Source organism: Desulfobaculum xiamenense (genome assembly GCF_011927665.1).
GTDB lineage: Bacteria > Desulfobacterota > Desulfovibrionia > Desulfovibrionales > Desulfovibrionaceae > Desulfobaculum > Desulfobaculum xiamenense.
Map to the genome: position 1 here is coordinate 37931 of NZ_JAATJA010000005.1, position 20106 is coordinate 58036.

The window sequence follows — 20106 nt, forward strand, 5'->3', positions numbered from 1 at the left end:
CGCTCCATTCGCTCTAGGCCGAGGCCAGCAGCTCCTCAAGATTTCGACGAATGCCAACCTTGTCGATGCCCAGACGCGCACGCAGCTCCTTCTGCTTGCCGTGCTCGACGAACCCGTCCGGCAGGCCAAGGCGCTTCACCGTCACGCCAGACAGCGCGCCGTTGTCGGAAAGCACTTCGAGCACTCCGGAACCGAAGCCGCCCTTAAGTACGTTTTCCTCCACCAGCAGCATCTTGCTGAACCGTCCAGCCAGTTCGATAAGCTGAGCCTCGGGCATGGGCCGGATGAAACGCGCGTTGAACACGGCGACGCTCGCCCCGGTTTCGCGCTCCAACTCCTCTGCTGCGGCGAGCGACGGATTCACGCGGCTGCCGATGGCGACGACCACCGCGTCGGTTCCGTCGCGCAGCAGGCATCCCTCACCAAGGGGCAACGGCTCGGGCTTCTCAACGGTGGGCGTACCCAGTCCGACGCCGCGCGGATAGCGCAGCGCCACCGGGCCGTCATGCCGAATAGCCGTCACCAGCATGCGCTGAAGTTCGGCCTCGTCCGCCGGAGCCATGAATACGAGGTTCGGAATGTGACGAAGGTAGCTCATGTCGAACGCGCCATGATGCGTGGGGCCGTCCTCGCCCACCAGACCGCCGCGGTCGAGACAAAGCACAACCGGCAGGTTCTGGAGACAGACGTCGTGCACGATCTGATCGTAGGAGCGCTGCATGAACGTGGAATAGATGACGACCACGGGCTTGAAGCCCTCGGTGGCCAGACCGGCCGCGAAGGTCACCGCGTGCTGCTCGCAGATGCCCACGTCCACGAAGCGGTCCGGGAAGCGCTCGCGGAAGCGGTCCAATCCCGTTCCTTCGGGCATGGCGGCGGTGATGGCGATGATGGACTGGTCCTCCTCGGCCATGCGGCACAGGGTCTGGCCGAAGACGTCCGTGTACGAGGGCAGGCTGCATCCGCCGAACTTGCGGGCGAGGCCGGTTTCCGGCTCGAAACAGCCCACGCCGTGGAAATAGGTCGGGTTGTCCTCGGCGGGCTGGTACCCCTTGCCCTTCTTGGTCAGCACATGCACGAGCACCGGTCCGGACAGCTTCTTCACCTGCTCGAACACGCTGGTCATGAGGTCGATGTTGTGGCCGTCGAAGGGGCCGAGGTAGTTGAAACGGAAGGCCTCAAACAGCATGCCCGGCGTAAAGAAGTGCTTGAACGCCTCCTCGGACTTGCGGGCGTAGGTCGCGAGGTCTTCGCCGATCTTGGGCACGGACTTGAGGATGCTTTCCACGTCCTTCTTGAAGCGCACCACCCAACTTTTGGTCAGGTTGCGCGAGAAGAACGAGGACAGCGCACCCACATTGCGCGAGATGGACATCTCGTTGTCATTGAGGACGACGATCATATCGCTGTGCAGGCCGCCAGCCTGATTGAGGCCCTCGTAGGCCTGCCCGGCGGTCATGGAGCCGTCGCCAATGACGGCCACCACGCGGTTGTCGCGCCCCTTGAGGTCGCGGCCGCAGGCCATGCCAAGGGCGGCGGAGATGGACGTGGAGGAGTGCCCCACGCCGAAATGGTCGTACGCGCTCTCGGACATCTTCGGGAATCCGCTGATGCCGCCAAGGCTGCGCAACGTGCCGAAGCGGTCACGCCGTCCGGTGAGGATCTTGTAGACGTAGGCCTGATGCCCCACGTCCCACACGATCTTGTCCCGGCTGGGGTCGAAGGCGCGAAGCAGGGCCAGCGTCAGTTCAACCACGCCAAGCGACGGGGCAAGGTGGCCGCCGGTGGTGGCCACGGTATCGATGATCAGCCGGCGCAGTTCACCGGCAAGCTGAATCAGCTCCGGCGAAGAAAGCTGCTGCACGTCCGTGGGACGCTCTATGCCGGAGAGAACCGTCTTTTCCTGTAGCTGGGTGGCATCCATGCCGACTCCTTGTCCGTCACGCTTGGTTGCGCTGTTTGAAATGTCGGAAGATCAGTTGGCGCGCTGGACAATATACTCCGCCAAAGACCGAAGGAAATCCGCCTGCGTGCCGGAATATCCCCGGATGGCCAGACAGGCTTCGGCAATGACCTGCACGGCCATGTCGCGGCTTTCGTCGAGGCCGACAAGACTCGGGTAGGTGTTCTTGCCCTGCCCCTCGTCACTGCCGACAGGCTTGCCGAGTTCCTTCTCGTCGCCGACCACGTCGAGAATGTCGTCCACGATCTGGAAAGCCATGCCCACGTGCTTGCCGTAGGCGATGACGTTGGCAAGGTCGTCGTCCGTCGCTCCAGCGAGAATGGCACCGGACAGGCACGACGCGGTGATGAGCGCACCGGTCTTCAGGGAATGCATGCGCTGCAATTCGGCAAGCTCCACGCCCGCCTTCCCGGTCAGCGCCATGTCGAGCATCTGGCCGCCGACCATGCCATTGGCACCCGCCCCGTACGCGACGACAGCCGCAGCCTGCAACACGCGCTCGGCGGCAACGCCACGGGTGTTGAGCATCAGCCCGAAGGCCTCGGTCAGAAGTGCGTCACCGGCCAGAATGGCCGTAGCCTCGTCGAACTGGCGATGGTTGGACGGCTTACCGCGCCGCAGGTCGTCATCGTCCATGGCGGGAAGGTCGTCGTGGATGAGAGAATAGGTGTGGATCAGCTCGATGGAGCACGCAAAGGGCATGGTCACATTGAAATCCAGCCCGAAATGCGCGGCCCATGCGAGGCACAGCGCGGGGCGAAGCCTTTTTCCGCCTGCAAGCAGGCTGTATTCCATCGACTCGCGGAGTCGGTCCATGATGCCGCGATCCGCAAGGCAGGTCTCAAGGTAATCGTTGACGGCCTGTCCGTAGTTGCCAAGGGTCTTCTTCGCGTCCACCATTCTATGCTGCGTCATCGTCATCTTCCGTTTGAAATTCCTTGAGTCCGTCCGCGGTGAGCAGGCTGACCTCGTTTCGGGCCTCCTCCAGCCGCTTGCGGCAGGCCTTGGCCAACTCCACGCCCTCCCTGAACAGGGCGACGCCTCTTTCCAGCGGTTGTTCACCACCTTCGAGTTCCTGCACGATCTGCTGCAACCTCAAGAGCTGCGCCTCGAAATCATCCTTTCTTTTCGCCATGCTGTCATCCTTGCGTGTTCGGAACGCCTGCGCCCTCGAACAGGGGCATCGGGTCCACCATGTGCCCCATGACCGACAGGCCGAAATGCAGATGCGGACCGGTCACACGGCCCGTGGAGCCGACCTTGCCGATCTCCTGCCCGGCGGAGACGAACTGCCCCTCACGCACGCCGAAGGCCGACATGTGGCAGTACATGCTGATCATTCCCTGTCCATGATCGATGTACACGACATTGCCGGAAAAGTAATGGTCCGCCACGAGGGCCACCTCACCGGCGGCAAAGGCATTGATGGCAGAACCGGCCGCTCCGCGCAGGTCCACCCCGCGATGCGGGGCGCGCGGCTCGCCGTTGAAGACGCGACGCAGGCCGAAATCGCTCGACACGCCTCCCGGAACAGGCCGCACGAAGGGCGTCTCCCAGAAGCGCTCACCGGACCTGCGAGCCAGCACGCGCTGCACCGCCTCGCGCTCAAGTTTGTGACGTTCTAGCGCCTTGGGGGCCGGGTGGACCATCTTCTTGGCCACCGTGAGATGCTGCTCAGGATACTTGCGGGTCACGACGGTCACGTCGCGCCGCACGGCGCGGGTTCCGCCGGGCAGCTCGAAGGCCACGTCCAGCGCCTTGCGCCCGGGCTTGGTCGTCAGGTCCGCAGCCAGCGCCACCCACGTTCCGTAGCCTGCGGCCTCGGGGCGCAGAACCGGAGAAAAGGTCTCACCAAGCCACGACACGCGCACGGCCTTCGCCTCCACGGGCGAGGCAAGGCGCACGAAAAAGGCGCATCCGATGCCCACACTGTCCACGGCGTCCACAGCGGGCGACGCGGCGGCATACGCCGCTCCCGGGGCGACACACCATGCGGCGACGCCGGGGGCCAATGCCAGAAAATTTCGTCTATTCATTATTCCGTTTCCTGAATGTCCCTGACCGTATCGGTCACGTCGGCTCCGACGCGTCCATCGCGAACGCGAATGGTCACGCGCTCGCCGGGGCCTATCTCATCCACGCTGCGCAAAAAGCGTCCCGTGCGTTCCACGGTCACCAAACCATATCCACGCGTCAGCGGCTTCTCTGGGTCCACTGCGTCAAGGCGTGCCTCGGCAAGGGCCAAGGCCTGCGCCCGCGTGCGTACCTGTCCCGCTGCGGCAAGCTCCAGCCGATGCACCAAGGCGTCGATGCCGTCGCGCCGACGCGCCAGCGCCTCGGGCCCGAAGGCTCGGGGCAACGCTGTCTCCGCGCGCGAAATGACCTCGGCCCTGCGGTCCAGCTGAACGCGCATGGCCTGCTCCAGCGCACGGGCGGCATCGGTGAACCGTTCCAGCCAATGCTCCACGCGCCGTGCCGGCGACAGCCACGCCAGCGCCTTCTCAAGATTGCCCAGCCGTTCGTCGGCCGCGCCAAGCGCCCGCCCAGCGGCCCGCTGCAAGGCGATGTCGAGGGCGTCCACCTGCTGCACCAAAGCCGCCCGTTCAGGCCACAGCAACTGGGCGGCATGCGATGGCGTCGCCGCCCGCAAATCCGCAACGAAATCCGCGATGGTCGTGTCCACCTCGTGCCCTACGCCGGAAAGCACCGGAAGGCGACAATTGAAGATGGCGTCGGCCACGGGTTCGGTATTGAAGGCCCACAAGTCCTCAAGGGAACCGCCGCCACGAATGAGCACGACCACATCGGCCCAGTCGTCGGCGTCCACCTGCGCAAGGGCATGCGCAATCTGGGCCGGAGCCTGATCGCCCTGCACCAGCACGGGATGGATGCGGATCTGCGCACCCCATCCGCGTTCGGCGGCAATGCGCAGGAAATCGCGAATGGCCGCCCCGGTGGGCGCAGTGATCACTGCCACCCGTGCGGGATGCCACGGCAGGCTCATCTTGCGAGAGGGGTCGAAGTAGCCCAACCCGGCCAGCTTGGCCTTGAGGGCCTCGAACTCCGCGTGCAGACGCCCCACGCCCTGATCCTGCACCAGTTCGGCAACGAGCTGGTACTGGCCGCGAGGAGCGTAGACGTTGAGCCGCCCGGCGCACACGACCTCCTGCCCTTCGGCAAGACTCGGCCGATAGCCGTTCTCGTGCACCTCGCCGGTCAGCGGGTCCACGCCGCCGCGCTCGATGATGCGCTGGCTGCCGCGAAACCAGACCACGGACAGTTGGGCGTTCTCGTCACGCAGGGTGAAGTAGATATGCCCGCTGCCGGGGCGGGTGAGATTGCCCACCTGCCCCCGCACCCACACGAAGGGGAACTGGCTTTCCAGCACATCGCGGACCGCGAAGGTGAGTTCGGATACGCCGAAGATGTGCGGCACGCCAGCCTCCCTACTCCGCAGCCACGGCCGCGCCCGCGCCGATCATCACGGCACCGGCGGTGCGGTTGGCATTGCGCCATGCCCGGCCGGACGAAAAAAGCCTGCGGCCTCCGGCGGCCAGCCACGCATAGGCGACGACCACCGCATAGACCACCACGCCCACCACACAGGCGGCGAGCAGGCCGTCCGTGGGCGTCAGGGCCGAAAGGTCCACGAAGGCGGGCAGGAATCCGCAATAGAAGCCGATGACCTTGGGGTTGCCAAGGGTCAGCGCCAGCCCGGAAAGGAAATTCCGGCTCCGACACGGCGCGGCGGACACGGCGACGGGGCGCGCTGGCGGGCGAAGCAGGCAGCACAGCCCCATCCACACGAGATAGGCCGCGCCTGCCCAGCGGATGACGGCAAACAGCCAGCCGAGCTCTCGCGCCACCACCCCGAGTCCGCCCATGGCGAACCCGAGGTAGCACAGGTCGCCCGCCACGATACCCAGCCCAAAGACCAGCGTGGGACGCAGACCATGGGCCATGCCCCGCGCCAGGACGGCCATGATGGCCGGTCCCGGCGTGGCGGACATGACGAACAGCGCTGCGGCAAGCGCGAGAAGCCCGGCGGCGGTCATGTTATCTGCACTCCTCGGTTTCATCGCAATTGGCAAGGCCCCAACCGGCCCACACGCACTTGCGCCATTCGAGGAGTTCGCGTTCGAGGTTCTCGATGGAGAGTTCGGACTTCTCGCCGCTACGACGGTCCTTGACCTCCACGATGCCGTTCTTGAGGCCCTTACCGCCCACGACGATCTGCATGGGCATGCCGATGAGGTCGGCGTCCTTGAACTTCACGCCGGGACGCTCGTCGCGGTCGTCGAGGAGCACGTCCATGCCCCAGCTGCGGAGCATGCCGTAGATTTCCTCAGCCTTGCCCAGAATGTCCTCCTTGCGGGGGTCGAGGCACAGCACAACGGCCTCGAAGGGCGCGATGGGCGGCGGGAAGGCGATGCCGTCCTCGTCGTGGTTCTGCTCGATGCAGGCCGCAACGACGCGGGACACGCCAATGCCGTAGCAGCCCATGATCATCGTCTGCTCCTTGCCGTTCTCGTCAAGGAAGGTCGCGTTCATGGATTTGGAGTACTTGGTGCCAAGCTTGAACACGTGACCGACCTCGATTCCCTTGGTCAGCTCGATACGACCACCGCACACGGGGCAGGGGTCGGACTCGGTGATCATGCGCAGGTCGGTGAAGGTCTCAATCTTGGCGTCGCGGGCAAGGTCGAGGTGCAGGATGTGCGTCTCGGCCTTGTTGGCACCGGCAACATAGTCATTGGCGGCGAGCAGCTCGTTGTCCGCGAGGATGCGCTCCACCTTGAGGCCCACCGGTCCGGCGAAGCCGACGGGAGCGCCGGTCCATGCGACGACCTGCTCGGGGCTGGCCATCACCGGCTCTTCCTGCGCGCCAAGGGCGTTCTTGAGCTTGACCTCGTTGAGTTCGCGGTCACCACGCACGAGTACGGCCACGGGAGCGCCATCCACCACGTAAAGCAGGGTCTTCACGAGACGCTCGGCGGGCACGCCCAGGAACTCGGCAACCTCTTCCACGGTGTGCTTGCCGGGAGTGGCGACTTCCTCGATGGCGGGGCACTCGGCGGTGCAGGCAGGTTGCCCGCAACGGACCACGGCCTTTTCGAGGTTGGCGGAATATTCGCAGCCGTGACACACGGCGATGGTATCCTCGCCGGTGTCGGCCAGCACCATGAACTCGTGCGAGAAGCTGCCGCCGATGGAGCCGGAGTCAGCATCGACGGGACGAAAACGCATGCCGAGGCGCGAGAAGATGCGCTTGTAGGCCTCGAACATGCCCTTGTAGGACTCGTCGGCACCGGCGTCGTCGGCGTCGAAGGAGTAGCCGTCCTTCATCAGGAACTCGCGGCCACGCATCAGACCGAAGCGGGGACGGATCTCGTCGCGGAACTTGGTCTGAATCTGGAACACGTTGATGGGCAGCTGACGGTAGGACTTCACCTCGCCGCGCAGCAGGTCGGTGACGACCTCCTCATGCGTGGGTCCGAGGCAGTAGTCACGGCCATTGCGGTCCTGAAAGCGCAGAAGCTCCTTGCCGTAGAACTCCCAACGGCCGGTTTCCTTCCACAGGTCGCCCGGCTGCACGGAGGGCATGAAAATTTCCTGCGCACCGGCGCGCTCCATCTCCTCGCGCACGATGGCGGCAACCTTGTTCAGGCTACGCAGGCCAAGGGGCAGGAAGGTGTAGATGCCGGAGGTGAGCTTGCGGATCATGCCCGCGCGCACAAGCAGCTTGTGGCTTATGACCTCGGCGTCGCCGGGGGCTTCCTTCAGTGTGGGAACATACATTTTGCTGAAACGCATTCAGTTTTCCTCGCTTCGTCTTTCTGAGAGAAATCTATCCAGTTCCTCAAGGAACACGGGAACAAGGTTCTCGTTGCCGCGAACCTTGCGGATCACCTCGCCCTTGCGGAATATGATGCCCAATCCACGGCCCCCGGCGATGCCGATGTCGGCTTCGCGGGCCTCGCCGGGACCGTTGACCACACAGCCCATCACCGCCACGGTGAACACTTCGGTCACGTGGCGCAGATGGCGCTCCACCTCCTGCGCGAGGCCAACGAGATCAATCTCCGTACGCCCGCAGGTGGGGCAGGACACGATCTCGGGCCCACGGGCCCGAAGGCCCAGCGAACGCAGAATTTCCCACGCCACGCCCATCTCGTCCACCGGATCGCCGGTCAGCGAGACGCGCATGGTGTCGCCGATGCCCTCGGCCAGAAGCAAACCAAGGCCGACGGACGACTTGACCGTGCCCCGGATGAGCGTCCCGGCCTCAGTCACGCCGATATGCAGCGGATAGTCGCAACGGGTTGCCAGCAGCCGATACGCGGCCACCGTGTTCAGCACCGATGACGACTTGATGGAAATCTTGATGTCGTGGAAATCGCGCTCCTCCAGCAGGCGCACGTGACCAAGGGCGCTTTCGACCATGGCCTCCGGCGTGGGACCGCCGAAACGCCGCAAAAGCCCCTTCTCCACGGAGCCGGAGTTGACGCCAATGCGGATGGGCACGCATGCCGCACTGGCGGCGCGCACCACGGCGTCCACGGCGTGCTCGTCTCCGATGTTGCCGGGGTTGATGCGCAGACCGTCCACTCCGGCATCCACCGCCCCAAGGGCCAGCCGATGGTCGAAGTGGATATCCGCCACGAGGGGAACGCTGACGCGCTTGCGGATTTCAGCCAGCGCGCGGACAGCGTCGTCGTCCAGCACGGCCAGCCGCACGATCTCGCACCCCGCCGCGGCGAGGGATTCGATCTGCGCAAGGGTGGCCGCCACGTCACGCGTGTCGGTATTCGCCATGCTCTGGACCACCACGGGATTATCCCCGCCAATGGCCACATTTCCCACCCGAATCACGCGCGACCGACGCCGCGCGGGCAGGACTGCCTGTTCCATGCTCATGCGCCTCCTTGGAAGCGTACACTTGTTATACGATTTCCCTCCGCAAGCCAAGGCCCGCACGGCACCGCATCCCGGTCCGAACCCCGCGCCACTGTGCACCGCGAACCGATTCGCGCATGCATTCAAAAGTAGCCGAGACTGTGCAGCATCTCCAGCTTGGCTTCCTTGTCCTGATCACGCCCGGCGCGTTCCGGTTCCGAAGCGTCCGACCTGCGCGTGCAGGGCATGCAGCCGAGCGAACGGTAGCCATCGGCGTAGAGCGAGCAGTATGGGAGAGCTTTATCAATGATATATGCCCACACGTCCATCTCCGTGAATGCCAACACGGGATGCGCCAACAGATGCTCAGGATGTTCCCGCCGCTCGACGCATGGCCTCTCCTGCCGGGACGCGTGCTCGTCGGCACGGATGCCGGTAAACAGCACCCGCACGCCGTTTTCGGCCAGCGCGCGCTGTAGCGGACGGACCTTGAGATCACGACAGCAGGCCACCTTGTCCACGGCCAGCGGATACCCGGCCAGTTCGACCTCGGGCCGCGCCACGACAAGCTCCACGTCCCACTGTCGGGCCACCTCGTCGCGCAGGGCGATGACCTCGGGAAACTTGCATCCGGTATCGATATTCACCGCCCGCAGCGGCGCTCCCGGCGCATAACTGCGCAGACACTCCCGCCACAGGGCAAGGGCCACCGTGGAATCCTTGCCGCCGGTCCATGCCACGGCAATCTCCTCCGGCGCGGCCAACTCCGCCATGGAGCGCATGAAGGCCACACAGGCCTCAGCCTTTTCGGCAAGCGTCTTGGCAGTGCGCTCCAGTTGCGGTAGACTCGTCTTCATAACGACATATCCTCTGTTCGGTATTCGCGCCTTGCGGCGCAGGCACAGGGATAGCGCAGCGGCCCGCCGCCGACAACCCGGCAGGGACCGAAGAAGCGGGGATTTTTCCACCTTTCGAAAAAAAGCGCTTGACGGTGAAGACGGAAAACCATACACACCTTTTCGCGCCAACGACGTGGGCCCGTAGCTCAGCTGGATAGAGTGCCTGGCTACGAACCAGTAGGTCGCAGGTTCGAATCCTGCCGGGCCCACCACGCAAGTACAGCCTCGAAGCAACCGCTTCGAGGCTTTTTCATTTTCCGCCCCCGCGCAGCCAGTGACAAGCGCCGCCACCGCTGATACTCTTGCCTCGCTTCCGAAAACCAGCCATCAAGCGAGGCTACGATGCTTCACGTATTCCGTTCAGTCCTTGCGCTCCTCATTCTCGCCGCCTTTCTGACGGCCAGTCCGGCCATGGCCGAAGATTTCCTCGGCAAAAGCCGCGGCCAGACCATCTACGTGCCGAGCTACTCGCACATCTACCACGGCATGAAGAACCGAAGCGTCCAGCTCACCACCATGCTCAGCGTGCGAAACACCAACCCCCGCGAGACCATCACCCTGACCGCCGTGAAATACTACGACACGGACGGCAACCTCGTGCGCAACTACCTGCCCGAGCCCGTCTCCGTGGGCTCGATGGCCACGCGCGAGTTCATCGTCGCCCTCAAGGATACGCAGGGCGGCTCCGGCGCGAATTTCATCGTGGAGTGGACTTCCGACAAGCAGGTGACCAACCCCATCGTCGAAACGCTCATGATCAGCACGGAATCGAGCCTTGGCATCTCCTTCCTGTGCGAGGGACGAGTCATCGCGGAGCGCGACGGCACCAAGAGGTGATCTGCGTCGCCCTTCCATGTTTTTTCAGAAAGTTCTTGACGGCGAGGGGTGAAACGCCTAAATCCCCTTTCGCGCCAACGACGTGGGCCCGTAGCTCAGCTGGATAGAGTGCCTGGCTACGAACCAGTAGGTCGCAGGTTCGAATCCTGCCGGGCCCACCACGAAAGTCCGCCCCGAAGCATCAGCTTCGGGGCTTTTTCATGTTCGACGTCCAGAATGGCGTGTTCGCGATGCATCAACCGGGCGGGCACCCCTACACTGAGCCTCGCGAACCTCACGTGCAGAAAATTGCCTCGTTGCGAAATTGTTTCACAAAAGTTCTTGACGGCGAGGGGCGAAACGCCTAAATCCCCTTTCGCGCCAACGACGTGGGCCCGTAGCTCAGCTGGATAGAGTGCCTGGCTACGAACCAGTAGGTCGCAGGTTCGAATCCTGCCGGGCCCACCACGAAAATCCGCCCCGAAGCATCAGCTTCGGGGCTTTTTTATGTTCAACGTCCTAAATGCACGCCATCACGCCACCCGCCCGGCACGCCGCGCACAGAACCGCACACCGCTCATCATTCTAAACACACCCCGCCGACGAGAGGGAGCCGCACCACGAAGCGCGCCCCCGGCCCGGCGTCCTCCACACGCAACTCCCCGCCATGCTTGCGCGTGACGATGAAGTACGACACGGAAAGGCCAAGCCCAGTCCCATCTCCCGGCGAGCGCGTGGTGTAGAACGGCTCGAAGACGCGCCTGCGCTCACTCTCGGGAACGCCGGGACCATTGTCCTCAACCTCGATGACGGCAAAATTCCCTTCCTTGCGCGTGCACACGCCGATGACAGGCTCCGGCACGCTGGCGACGGCCTGTGCGGCATTGCGCAACAGGTTCAGGACCACCTGTTCGATGTCGGCCCGCACGCAGGGCACGCACTCCACGCCCGCCCCATTCTCGCGCTCCACACGAACCATGGAAAAATCCACCTGCCGCGCAAGGCTCTCGTCCGTAGCGACCAGCTCCAGCGAACGCGACACGCATTCCGCGAGGTCGCACGGCTCAAGCCGGATAGCCCCCACGTCGCCAAGCTCCAGCATCCCGCGCACGATTCCCGCCGCTCGATTCCCGGCATCGCGTATACCGTCGAGCATGCGGAAAATCCCCCGCTCGTACAAATAGGCCCGCACCTGCGGCAAGCCCACCCCCACCCGTTCGGCGGCAATCAGATTGCCCTTCACAGCATCGGACAGCCTGCGCTCCACATTCTGGGCGCTCTGGAGGATGGCCCCCAGCGGATTGTTCAGCTCATGCGCCATACCCGCAGCCAGCCCCCCAAGCGCCTGCATCTTCTCGTTCTGGACCATCATGTCTCGCATGCGCCGCGCTTCGGTGACATCACGCACAATGGCCTGCACATACTTTCCGTCGCCCACCGCATATCCCGCGAGCGAAACCTCCGCCTCGAAGGAAGTTCCGTCCGCGCGCACATGCTCCCAATCAAAAACGCACGCCTCGCCGCGCTCGGCCATGTCGAACAGCTCGCCAGCGCGCACGGAGGACAACTCGCCTCCGGGCTGCCTACGAACCGAAAGCGATGCTGGCGTACGCCCCACAAGCTCCTCGAAATCAAGCCCAAACAGCCGCTGCGCACTGCTGTTGCAATCGACGATACGCCCTCCGCGCACGATGAGAATGGCGTCGTGCGCGGATTCGAACAGCAGACGGTAGCGGGCCTCACTCTCGCTGAGCGCCTTTCGTGCGGCCCGCCGTTCCGTCACGTCATCCCCGAAGCCGACAATCTCGACAAGATCGCCACGCGGCCCGTAGCGATTCATGGACGTCCAGACGACGGTGCGCCGCATTCCGTCCGCCGTGGTCAGCACCATTTCATATCCGCCCACATCGCCGCCTTCCATCCGCTCGAAGAGTCTGTCGATCTGCGCCCGCTCATCACCGGGGTAGAACGTGTCCCACCAGTTGCGCCCGACAAGCTGCTCCGTGGTCCACCCGGTCACCTGTTCGCCGAAGGGATTGATGAAATTCGTCGTGCCGTCGGGCGCGACACCGCAAATGACGGCCGGAGTTCGCGCGATGAGATCGGCGGACCGGTCGCGCTCGTACATCACGGCCGCTCGCGAGCGGCGAAGAATGATGACTGATGTCGAAAGAACAAAGGTCATGACCACGGCCAGCCCGAGTGTGCCGCCGAACATGAACGCCGCCGCCCGCTTGATGCGCACCTCGTCCGGCGGCCGACCGATGATGCGCGAACCGGCGGGAAGATCGGCCTCGGCCAGACCATAACGATGCAATTGGGCGTAATCGAAGGTAAACACGCCGGCGACATCTCCAACCACGGGGATGTTCGCAGGCGATTCCCCGCCGAGGATTCGGGCCGCCAGCCGCGCCGCAGCCCGTCCCTGCTCGTATCCGCAAGCGCACTTGCCGCCAAGCACACCCCGCCCAATGAGCAATTCCGTCCTGTCGAAGACCGGCACGGGACTCGTTCGGAGAATGGCCGAAATCTGCTCCTGCGAGACATCATCGCCGACCATATCCTTCCAAAACGAAAGAAAGAACACGAAGGAATCGCGCGGAAGTTCCGGAATGCGCGCCCGCAGATCGCCCACAGTGACATCGCGCAGCAGCAGAACGGGAAGATCGGAATGCTCCTGCGCCACCACGTCCATAAAGGCTTCGAGATTTATCTCGCCGGTCGGGGTCCGGTCCGCAATCACGTAGACCCACGCGACATCCGGCAAAAGTCGACGGGCAAGGTGCAACGTTTCCGAATACTCCACGCGCTCGACAACGCCGGTCACGTTGCCCGCAGTGCCGAGCATTTCAGGCGAGTATCCGTTCACCCCGCAGAAGACGATGGCGGCGTCCGGAAACAGCGTACGGCCATGCTCCACGGCAAAACGAAGCGCCGTGTTGTCTGAAACGAGGACCACTGCGAAGCGCGTTCGACGATATTTGCGGTAATAGGCATCCCGCAAGGCATGCAGATAAGCGGGGCTGTGGTCGCGCTTGGTGTCCATATACTCGACGAACACGTCCAGATCGCCGAAGTCGTCGAGCACCTCGCGATACCCGCGCATGATGTTCTCGGTCCACAGCGACGGATGGTAGGAATGCAGGAAGAGCACCGCCCGCCGCCCCTGAAGATCGGACGAAGCGGCGCAGGGCAGGATCGTCGAAACGATAACGCACGCGGCACAAAACGCAATGAAACCACTCCAACCGCCGTGACGGCGAATGAAGACCGGCCAGGGAAAATAATCCATCCGGTGAGCCTCCGAGCGGAGAAATCGTCAAGTCGGCATGCACCAACCGCATGTTCCGAACCGAGCACCCGATTCTATCGAACAAGTTGTATCGCAAACCAAAACGCTCGACAACACGGATGGCCGTCAAACATTGCCTTTCGCCCGACGCTGGGATAGAAAAAAGTCAGCGGCTCGTTTCCCATCCGGGGAAAACGCTCTTGCTTCACCATACATTTCAGGCGACTACGACAATGCACAGCGACCCGATCGGCACACCTTTCCAGCGCGTCAAACGCAACATCGCGCGAGCCTCGAACCATTTGAACAAGAACGACTTCCTGAAGGCGGTGGACGCCGCCCGGACCGCCTTTGCGCTCGTCCCAGCATGCACTACCGTCGTCGGCCAGCAGAAGATCGAACTGCGCTTCATGCTCGAGGAATTCTGCGACAAGTTCAGCAACACGCCAGGCATCCTGCTCATCCTCTCGCGCATGAAGATGCGCGCCAGACCCTACCTGAAGTTCGTGAACGGCAATCACGAGATGATCGCCAGCAGGCTTGAGATCTTCGGTACGCGCCTTGAGGACATGGAGCGGGAAAAGGTGGAGCGCCACGAACTCCAGCGCGATGCGCGCCGAAAGGAGCTTCTGGACAAGGGACAGCAGTGCCTCGACTCCGGCGAAACGCCTCGCGGAAAGGCCTACCTGCGCCGTGTTGCCGAAGAGTTTGGCGACGAACCCGGCGTAGTGACCGACGTGGGCAAACGCATGCTCGCCGCGGAGCTTTTCCCAGAGGCTGCCGAAATTCTTGAGGAAAGCCGCAGCCGCTTCCCCGGGGATAGCGAGGCCTATCAGCACTGCGTGCACGCCTATCTGGGCATGGGCGAGTTCGCCAAGGCGGAGGCCGTCTACAAGGACGCGCTACGCCAATTCGGCAACCACCCCATCACCCTGCTCAACTTAAGCAAGCTCTACCTCGCGTGGCGAAAGCGCGACGAGGCCTACGACTACGCCCGCCGCGCCCTAGAGGCCGACCCCTCGCTCGACGAGGCGCGGGCCATCATGGATAGGACAGCCTAGCCCCGCGCTGGCCACATCACTCATTCCAGACACAACGGATCGAACGCATGGATCTTAAGGCGAGCATCGCTCGTGCATGGCGCACGGCCAAGGAAGAAGGCCGCGACATGGTCGTCGGCAAGGAACGCGGAACGGGCTGGATCATCCTGCCCATGGACGACTCCCGCTCGGACATGATGGACCCGAGCATCATCGTGACCCCCACCGGACTGCGCTACCCGGACGACCACGACACCGTGGCACAACTCATCGCGCGGGGAGAGTGAGGCCTCGCCTCAAAACGGCTGCGCCCGCCCCAAGCGTTCCACCCGCACCAGCTCTGCGGTGAAATGCCCGGCAAACCCGGCAACCACGGCCTGAACGCGAATGCGAAGCGGCAGGCGCAGTTGATCCCCACTCGCCCAGATGAGCCATTCGCCATCCCCCCACGGCACGAACGGTCCATCCAGCCCAGCCATACGCACGGCGAAAAGCTCGGCGTCGCGCCAACCGCCACGGGTACGGATGCGCTCGCGCCCCATGCGGACAACGGCCATGTCGTCGTCCCGCAGGCCGTCAGACACACGGGCACCAAACACATCCCCACCTCCGCCGACCGCCCGGCGTAGAAGATACAGTACCGCCAGCGGATCGGACACCGCGCCCACATCCTCGCGCCGCGTCACGTCGCCGTTCTCGTCGTGCCGGACGCTCCCCGTCCCCTCGACATCGAACCACGTCTCGAACCCGCTTTGCACACGCCCCTCACGCACCTGTCGCGCATAACGGCACGAGCGCGCGAACCCGTCGCGGGACTCGGACTCCACCCGATCACGCACCTTCGCGAACATGTCCGCCAGCGCGTTGGAACGGGCCTGAAGCGTCACCCGGCAGCCCCCGCACACCCCGTCGACGGCGCTGGTCTCCAGCGTGGCGGAACCTACGGGCAGCGGCCCCCAATGCAAGTAGAATTCAAGACGTTCGGACACGCCGCCGCAGTCCCCGGCACGGGCGCAGGGCACCAGCCACAGCGCAGCGACAAGCGCCACCGCGCACGCGCAGGCCAGGCACCGCGCAAACCCGGCGCACCTAGACCATGGCAAGCCGACTGTCCGCACGGGCAAGGCGACGCGCCGCAATGCGATAGAAATGAACCATGAGCGGAAAGACCACGGACAGGTCGAGACCGGACAGGGCCGTCACATGCATCCGAAACAGCAGGCTCGGCTCCACAGTCTCGACGTCGGCGGTACGCGGCTCATGCATGAGCGCCCCCATCTCGCCAAACACGGCCCCACGGGTCAGTTCGTCGAGAGGGCGGCCGCCCTTGGCGATGCGCACACGCCCCTCCACCACCACGAAGAAATCATGCCCGGCCTCGCCCTCGCGCACGACACGCTCCCCGGCTGGGCAGCGCAGCCACGCCCCGCTGGCCAGCACCTTTTGCCGCGCCTCGGACGCCGCGAAGACCTCGAAGAACGGGATATCGCCAAGCCTCTCGATCACATCGCCCCCAGGATCAGAGACGACAAAGCGCTCCATTCCCCGCTCGTCAATCTGCATCACGCACCTCCCTCGCCGTCGTCGCCTCTTCGGCGCTACGTCAGGCCCCATTTCGCACCCCACACAGAGCCGCGCCATGGGCCCGAAACACGAAAGGCCGGCTAGGCCGGCCTTTCGTCGCGTTCCTTGTGGGCCGCTACCGCGAAATCGCTTCGGCAGGGCAGGAATCAATGGCTTCCTGCACGCATTCGTCGGTACTGTTCGGATTCTTCACCACAGCCTTCTCGCCATCGGCGTCCATTTCGAAAACGTCGGGGCACAGCTCAACGCAGGACTCACAGCCCATGCAAGCTTCCTCGTCAATCCTGATAGCCATAACATTGCCTCCATGCACGTTTTTTTGAAATACACACCATTCATACATGCAACGAACCGTTCTTGACCAGTGGAATTTTTCATTTCGCAAAACACTGCCCAGCCGCCGATTTTCTTCCGCCGTACCCACCTCGCGGAGAACGCGCCCCCTCACCGTTCGAGCCGAAACCCGCCCAAACGCCCCGCCCTGCCCACCTCCTTGGCCGAGGCAGAGCAACCGCTGCAACACCCCGCACCCCCTTGACAAAAGAGTTCCCCGTTTCTAGGATGCGCTACTCATCCATAGGCTCCGGCGTCCGATACGGCACCCGCTTCATGCAGTCCACGAGTGAGGCAACGCACATGCATATTCTGCTGGTCGAAGACGAATGCATCACGCGCGAAAGTGCACGCCTGTCCCTTGAGGACAGAGGCTACACTGTCACCGCCGTCGAAAACGGCAAGCGGGCCATCGAGGCGCTCTGCGCCCATCCCTGCGACCTCGTACTCATGGACATCAAGATGCCCGTCATGGACGGCATGGAGGCCGCCCGCAAGATCAGAAGCGAGTTGACCTGCGGCACCGCCATCCCGATCATCGCCCTCACCGCCTACAACAGCCGCGACTTCGACGACTACCGCGCCGCAGGCTTCACCGACTGGATCGAAAAGCCCTACAACAGCAACGACCTCGTCCGAAAAATACGCGAACTCACTTAATCCCCGCGCGCCTGCCTTCCACCGCAAAAAACATCCCCATCGAGATCGCCACGTTGGGGCACACACGCCAAAAAGCTTCCCCCACGGGGATAAACCCCGCGCCCAAAATGCCGATTCAGCATGATGAGGCGTCGTTTTCGGTTTTTCCCGCAAGGGAGGAAGCATCCATGAGCAGCTTCAGCATCGGGTCGGCGAGCGCATCCCCGTTCGTATCCAAAAACACGTTCGGGGCCGCCGTCGTCACTAAAACAATCGACACCATGAACCAGTCTGGCACAGCTTCGGCCAATGCACTCGCGCCGACGGACAAGACCACCTTCGGCGCACAGGTCGTCAGCAAGACGCTGGACTACATGAACCAGGGAGCTTTGGGAGGGAAAAGCGACCACAGCTATGATTTTCAGAAGAGCGTCCTTGGAGCCGCATACTCCGGCAAGGGCTCCCTCTTCTCGAAGATTGCATGAGTGCGGGCACAAACCGCCAATGACGCCATTCACGGAAAAACCCCGTCAGGCTGGGCCTGACGGGGTTTTCTCATCGGCAACCGGGGAAGGAAGCCGAAAATGCGACGCACCGCGCCGAAATGCAATGCGGGCCGCGCCAGTGGCGCGGCCCGCACAAAAAACTATTCCTCGTCCTCGTCCAGATCGATGAGGCCCTTGGAACCAGCGAACGCGACGAACTTTCCGAGGGCCTGCTCGCCATCGGAGAAGACCTCGATGATCTCGTTGGCGGAGCTGCCGCCATAGACGTTGTTCACGAAATCCTTGATGCCGAGGGCAACAGCCATCTGCACAAGCTGCTCGTATTCCTCGGTTTCCGTCAGGAGTGCGTAAAGGCCTCCCTCCAGCTGCTCAAGAAGCTCTTCCTTGTTCATCTCCTCAAGCGGCAAGCTTTCTTCCGTCACCATGCGACACTCCTTGGGGCACATTTCGTTTTCGGCTCTACAGCCGTACAATTGCTTCAAAACTCGTTTCCGGCGTCATCGGCACCGCAAATGCGATGTTGCACTCAGAGCGAGTGATTACTCCATATCAACAAAAAACGCCATACGCTCCGACAAATAGTCGAAAATGAATGCTACACCGTGAAATCACGAATCATTCACCGTCATGCAACAGGGTTTTCCCCCGCCACACAACGTTTTTTCCTTCCTCCACCCGCCGACTCAAACACGTATGCCACTCAAAAAACATGGCAAACGCCAACACACTCAATGCGCAGGACGCACACCAAGCGCTTCCGGCTTGGCCCGGGCAAGGAAGGAGACAACGAAGGACACCACGCACCCCTCCACCGCCGCCACCGGCAAATGCGCGATGAAAAGCGTCTGCGCAGCGGGGATGAGCGCGTCGCCCGACAGCCCGAGGGATACCGCCGTCAGCAGCCCGGACGCGAGCACAGCGAACGCTCCGCACAGAAACGCCCCCACATTGCGCCGCACTGTGGCCTCGGAAATCATGAGCGGACGAAACAGGTAGAAGCACACCACGGCCGGCGCCGCCATATTGAAGGTGTTCGCGCCAAGGGCCGTCAGCCCACCGTACTGGAACAGCACGGCCTGCAGGGTCAAGCCTATCAGGATTGCCGGAAAGGCCGCCCAACCGAGCATGGCCCCCAGAAGACCGTTGAGCACCAAATGCGCGCTGGACGGACCAATGGGCACATGGATGAGCGATGCCACGAAGAAGACTGCGGAAAGTATGGCCACATGCATGAGCCTGTCGTAATCCACCCGCCGCAACCCCACGGCCGTTCCCACGGCCGCCAGCACCACCCCGCCAAGCAGAACGGGCGTGGACAGAACGCCTTCGGAGATGTGCATACGTCCTCCTTGATGATTCCCCGTCCCATTACACGAAACGACCTGCCGTGTCACCGTGAAAGCCCATGAAAACCGCAGAGTACATTTTGCCTTGCAGTACAGGGTTTTCCAACCATCCATACATCCGCACGGACCGGCAGCGGCATAAAATCATCATCGAGCGGCACGCGAAGCGATGGCCGCACGAGCATCAGCGGCTACGGCGCAAGGGTAATCCTGCGCGACGCATCGGACGCGACGCCACATCGGACCAACCGTCTTGCGACAAACCATGCGCCCTGCTACTGTCGATGCACTGTCATGATTTCCATGCGTCCCTGCATGCATACCGCATCCGTTCACAATGAAAGGAGGCCCGGCATGAAACGAAAAATTTCCCTCATCCTCTGCGCGGCCGCGCTCGCATGCGTGTGGCTCGTCCCGGCGGGCGCAACCAGCCCGAAGGCCCCGCAGGAGCCGATCACCATCGAGGTCCCCGAGGGCAACACACCCACCAAACCGCCCGTGGTCTTCCCGCATCTGCGGCACGAAGCACTCGACTGTACGGCCTGCCACCACAAGTGGGACAAGACCGCCGACATCGTGAAGTGCAAGAATTCCGGCTGTCATGACCAGTTCCCGGACAAGAAGAGCGACCGCTCCCACTACCGCGCCTATCACGCGCAGGGAAAGCAGAGCTGCCTTGGCTGTCACAAGGAAATGAAGAAGGAAAAGGCCGCCACGGGTCCCGTCGTCTGCAAGGAGTGCCACAAGGAATAAATGCATTGGACGCCGATGCCAACGCGAAACGTGGCGCA

At 63.3% G+C, this 20106-nt stretch carries 21 protein-coding genes and 3 tRNA genes; 9 read left to right on the forward strand and 15 right to left on the reverse strand.

Annotated elements, in window-relative coordinates:
- Positions 1-13: 13 nt before the first annotated feature.
- The 9 genes from dxs to GGQ74_RS15310 all read right to left on the reverse strand — a co-directional run bounded on the left by dxs (position 14) and on the right by GGQ74_RS15310 (position 9717).
- Positions 14-1924 (reverse strand): 1-deoxy-D-xylulose-5-phosphate synthase, encoded by a 1911-nt coding sequence (gene dxs, locus GGQ74_RS15270; RefSeq protein WP_167942470.1) that lies wholly within the window; start codon positions 1922-1924, stop codon positions 14-16.
- Between the two features lie 51 nt (positions 1925-1975).
- Positions 1976-2878 carry a polyprenyl synthetase family protein gene (locus GGQ74_RS15275; RefSeq protein WP_425338096.1) on the reverse strand — a complete coding sequence of 301 codons (903 nt, stop codon included), beginning with the start codon at positions 2876-2878 and terminating at the stop codon, positions 1976-1978.
- Positions 2865-3098 (reverse strand): exodeoxyribonuclease VII small subunit, encoded by a 234-nt coding sequence (xseB, locus tag GGQ74_RS15280; RefSeq protein ID WP_167942471.1) that lies wholly within the window; start codon positions 3096-3098, stop codon positions 2865-2867. The genes GGQ74_RS15275 and xseB overlap by 14 nt, the downstream gene beginning before the upstream one ends.
- Positions 3099-3102: 4 nt before the next feature.
- Positions 3103-3999 (reverse strand): M23 family metallopeptidase, encoded by an 897-nt coding sequence (locus GGQ74_RS16445; RefSeq protein WP_167942472.1) that lies wholly within the window; start codon positions 3997-3999, stop codon positions 3103-3105.
- Positions 3999-5399, reverse strand: coding sequence for an exodeoxyribonuclease VII large subunit (gene xseA, locus GGQ74_RS15290; protein WP_167942473.1), 1401 nt, complete (start codon positions 5397-5399; stop codon positions 3999-4001). The genes GGQ74_RS16445 and xseA overlap by 1 nt, the downstream gene beginning before the upstream one ends.
- A 10-nt stretch (positions 5400-5409) precedes the next feature.
- Positions 5410-6018 (reverse strand): LysE family translocator, encoded by a 609-nt coding sequence (locus GGQ74_RS15295; RefSeq protein WP_167942474.1) that lies wholly within the window; start codon positions 6016-6018, stop codon positions 5410-5412.
- 1 nt (position 6019) lies between these two features.
- Complete coding sequence (locus GGQ74_RS15300; protein WP_167942475.1) at positions 6020-7777, reverse strand: proline--tRNA ligase; 1758 nt, start codon at positions 7775-7777, stop codon at positions 6020-6022.
- Positions 7778-8875, reverse strand: a complete 1098-nt coding sequence (gene ispG, locus GGQ74_RS15305; protein ID WP_167942476.1) for a flavodoxin-dependent (E)-4-hydroxy-3-methylbut-2-enyl-diphosphate synthase — start codon at positions 8873-8875, stop codon at positions 7778-7780. It lies immediately after the preceding gene.
- A 128-nt stretch (positions 8876-9003) separates the two neighbouring features.
- A complete protein-coding gene (locus GGQ74_RS15310; RefSeq protein WP_167942477.1) occupies positions 9004-9717 on the reverse strand; it encodes a phosphoadenosine phosphosulfate reductase family protein in 714 nt (237 codons plus the stop codon).
- A 177-nt stretch (positions 9718-9894) separates the two neighbouring features.
- On the opposite strand from GGQ74_RS15310, the gene GGQ74_RS15315 reads away from it, so the two are divergent.
- From GGQ74_RS15315 to GGQ74_RS15330, 4 genes are all read left to right on the forward strand, one after another.
- Positions 9895-9971, forward strand: a tRNA-Arg gene (locus GGQ74_RS15315).
- A 130-nt stretch (positions 9972-10101) separates the two neighbouring features.
- The gene (locus GGQ74_RS15320; RefSeq protein WP_167942478.1) at positions 10102-10596 is read left to right on the forward strand and encodes a DUF3124 domain-containing protein; all 495 of its coding nucleotides are present in this window, start codon (positions 10102-10104) and stop codon (positions 10594-10596) included.
- A gap of 84 nt (positions 10597-10680) precedes the next feature.
- Positions 10681-10757: transfer RNA gene (locus tag GGQ74_RS15325), tRNA-Arg, on the forward strand.
- 209 nt (positions 10758-10966) lie between these two features.
- Positions 10967-11043 (forward strand) — tRNA-Arg (locus tag GGQ74_RS15330).
- Positions 11044-11155: 112 nt separating this feature from the next.
- Here GGQ74_RS15330 and GGQ74_RS15335 read toward each other — a convergent pair.
- Positions 11156-13867, reverse strand: coding sequence for a PAS domain S-box protein (locus GGQ74_RS15335; protein WP_167942479.1), 2712 nt, complete (start codon positions 13865-13867; stop codon positions 11156-11158).
- Positions 13868-14100: 233 nt separating this feature from the next.
- Here GGQ74_RS15335 and GGQ74_RS15340 point away from each other — a divergent pair, with 233 nt between their 5' ends.
- Positions 14101-14928, forward strand: a complete 828-nt coding sequence (locus tag GGQ74_RS15340; protein ID WP_167942480.1) for a tetratricopeptide repeat protein — start codon at positions 14101-14103, stop codon at positions 14926-14928.
- Positions 14929-14975: 47 nt separating this feature from the next.
- On the forward strand, positions 14976-15194 hold the full coding sequence (locus tag GGQ74_RS15345; protein WP_167942481.1) for a hypothetical protein: 219 nt from the start codon (positions 14976-14978) through the stop codon (positions 15192-15194).
- Between the two features lie 9 nt (positions 15195-15203).
- Here GGQ74_RS15345 and GGQ74_RS15350 read toward each other — a convergent pair whose 3' ends face one another.
- The 3 genes from GGQ74_RS15350 to GGQ74_RS15360 form a co-directional block, all read right to left on the reverse strand.
- Positions 15204-15956, reverse strand: a complete 753-nt coding sequence (locus GGQ74_RS15350; RefSeq protein ID WP_167942482.1) for a DUF3108 domain-containing protein — start codon at positions 15954-15956, stop codon at positions 15204-15206.
- Positions 15957-15996: 40 nt separating this feature from the next.
- Complete coding sequence (locus GGQ74_RS15355; RefSeq protein ID WP_167942483.1) at positions 15997-16470, reverse strand: cyclic nucleotide-binding domain-containing protein; 474 nt, start codon at positions 16468-16470, stop codon at positions 15997-15999.
- 136 nt (positions 16471-16606) lie between these two features.
- On the reverse strand, positions 16607-16786 hold the full coding sequence (locus GGQ74_RS15360; protein ID WP_167942484.1) for a ferredoxin: 180 nt from the start codon (positions 16784-16786) through the stop codon (positions 16607-16609).
- Between the two features lie 341 nt (positions 16787-17127).
- Between GGQ74_RS15360 and GGQ74_RS15365 the strand changes: the two genes are divergently transcribed.
- Positions 17128-17484 (forward strand): response regulator, encoded by a 357-nt coding sequence (locus tag GGQ74_RS15365; RefSeq protein WP_167942485.1) that lies wholly within the window; start codon positions 17128-17130, stop codon positions 17482-17484.
- Between the two features lie 167 nt (positions 17485-17651).
- Entirely contained in the window at positions 17652-17948 is a 297-nt protein-coding gene (locus tag GGQ74_RS15370) for a hypothetical protein (RefSeq protein ID WP_167942486.1), read from the forward strand.
- Between the two features lie 161 nt (positions 17949-18109).
- Here GGQ74_RS15370 and GGQ74_RS15375 read toward each other — a convergent pair whose 3' ends face one another.
- Entirely contained in the window at positions 18110-18394 is a 285-nt protein-coding gene (locus tag GGQ74_RS15375; RefSeq protein ID WP_167942487.1) for a hypothetical protein, read from the reverse strand.
- A 303-nt stretch (positions 18395-18697) separates the two neighbouring features.
- Complete coding sequence (gene cbiM / locus GGQ74_RS15380) at positions 18698-19309, reverse strand: cobalt transporter CbiM (RefSeq protein WP_167942488.1); 612 nt, start codon at positions 19307-19309, stop codon at positions 18698-18700.
- A 360-nt stretch (positions 19310-19669) separates the two neighbouring features.
- Between cbiM and GGQ74_RS15385 the strand changes: the two genes are divergently transcribed.
- The gene (locus GGQ74_RS15385; RefSeq protein ID WP_167942489.1) at positions 19670-20068 is read left to right on the forward strand and encodes a cytochrome c3 family protein; all 399 of its coding nucleotides are present in this window, start codon (positions 19670-19672) and stop codon (positions 20066-20068) included.
- Positions 20069-20106 lie beyond the last annotated feature (38 nt).

Coding starts and splice junctions, on each gene's coding strand:
- dxs (WP_167942470.1), bottom strand. CDS start 1,924: ATGGATGCCACCCAGCTACAGGAAAAGACGGTTCTCTCCGGCATAGAG.
- GGQ74_RS15275 (WP_425338096.1), bottom strand. CDS start 2,878: ATGACGCAGCATAGAATGGTGGACGCGAAGAAGACCCTTGGCAACTAC.
- xseB (WP_167942471.1), bottom strand. CDS start 3,098: ATGGCGAAAAGAAAGGATGATTTCGAGGCGCAGCTCTTGAGGTTGCAG.
- GGQ74_RS16445 (WP_167942472.1), bottom strand. CDS start 3,999: ATGAATAGACGAAATTTTCTGGCATTGGCCCCCGGCGTCGCCGCATGG.
- GGQ74_RS15295 (WP_167942474.1), bottom strand. CDS start 6,018: ATGACCGCCGCCGGGCTTCTCGCGCTTGCCGCAGCGCTGTTCGTCATG.
- GGQ74_RS15300 (WP_167942475.1), bottom strand. CDS start 7,777: ATGCGTTTCAGCAAAATGTATGTTCCCACACTGAAGGAAGCCCCCGGC.
- ispG (WP_167942476.1), bottom strand. CDS start 8,875: ATGGAACAGGCAGTCCTGCCCGCGCGGCGTCGGTCGCGCGTGATTCGG.
- GGQ74_RS15310 (WP_167942477.1), bottom strand. CDS start 9,717: ATGAAGACGAGTCTACCGCAACTGGAGCGCACTGCCAAGACGCTTGCC.
- GGQ74_RS15320 (WP_167942478.1), top strand. CDS start 10,102: ATGCTTCACGTATTCCGTTCAGTCCTTGCGCTCCTCATTCTCGCCGCC.
- GGQ74_RS15335 (WP_167942479.1), bottom strand. CDS start 13,867: ATGGATTATTTTCCCTGGCCGGTCTTCATTCGCCGTCACGGCGGTTGG.
- GGQ74_RS15340 (WP_167942480.1), top strand. CDS start 14,101: ATGCACAGCGACCCGATCGGCACACCTTTCCAGCGCGTCAAACGCAAC.
- GGQ74_RS15345 (WP_167942481.1), top strand. CDS start 14,976: ATGGATCTTAAGGCGAGCATCGCTCGTGCATGGCGCACGGCCAAGGAA.
- GGQ74_RS15355 (WP_167942483.1), bottom strand. CDS start 16,470: ATGCAGATTGACGAGCGGGGAATGGAGCGCTTTGTCGTCTCTGATCCT.
- GGQ74_RS15360 (WP_167942484.1), bottom strand. CDS start 16,786: ATGGCTATCAGGATTGACGAGGAAGCTTGCATGGGCTGTGAGTCCTGC.
- GGQ74_RS15365 (WP_167942485.1), top strand. CDS start 17,128: ATGCATATTCTGCTGGTCGAAGACGAATGCATCACGCGCGAAAGTGCA.
- GGQ74_RS15370 (WP_167942486.1), top strand. CDS start 17,652: ATGAGCAGCTTCAGCATCGGGTCGGCGAGCGCATCCCCGTTCGTATCC.
- GGQ74_RS15375 (WP_167942487.1), bottom strand. CDS start 18,394: ATGGTGACGGAAGAAAGCTTGCCGCTTGAGGAGATGAACAAGGAAGAG.
- cbiM (WP_167942488.1), bottom strand. CDS start 19,309: ATGCACATCTCCGAAGGCGTTCTGTCCACGCCCGTTCTGCTTGGCGGG.
- GGQ74_RS15385 (WP_167942489.1), top strand. CDS start 19,670: ATGAAACGAAAAATTTCCCTCATCCTCTGCGCGGCCGCGCTCGCATGC.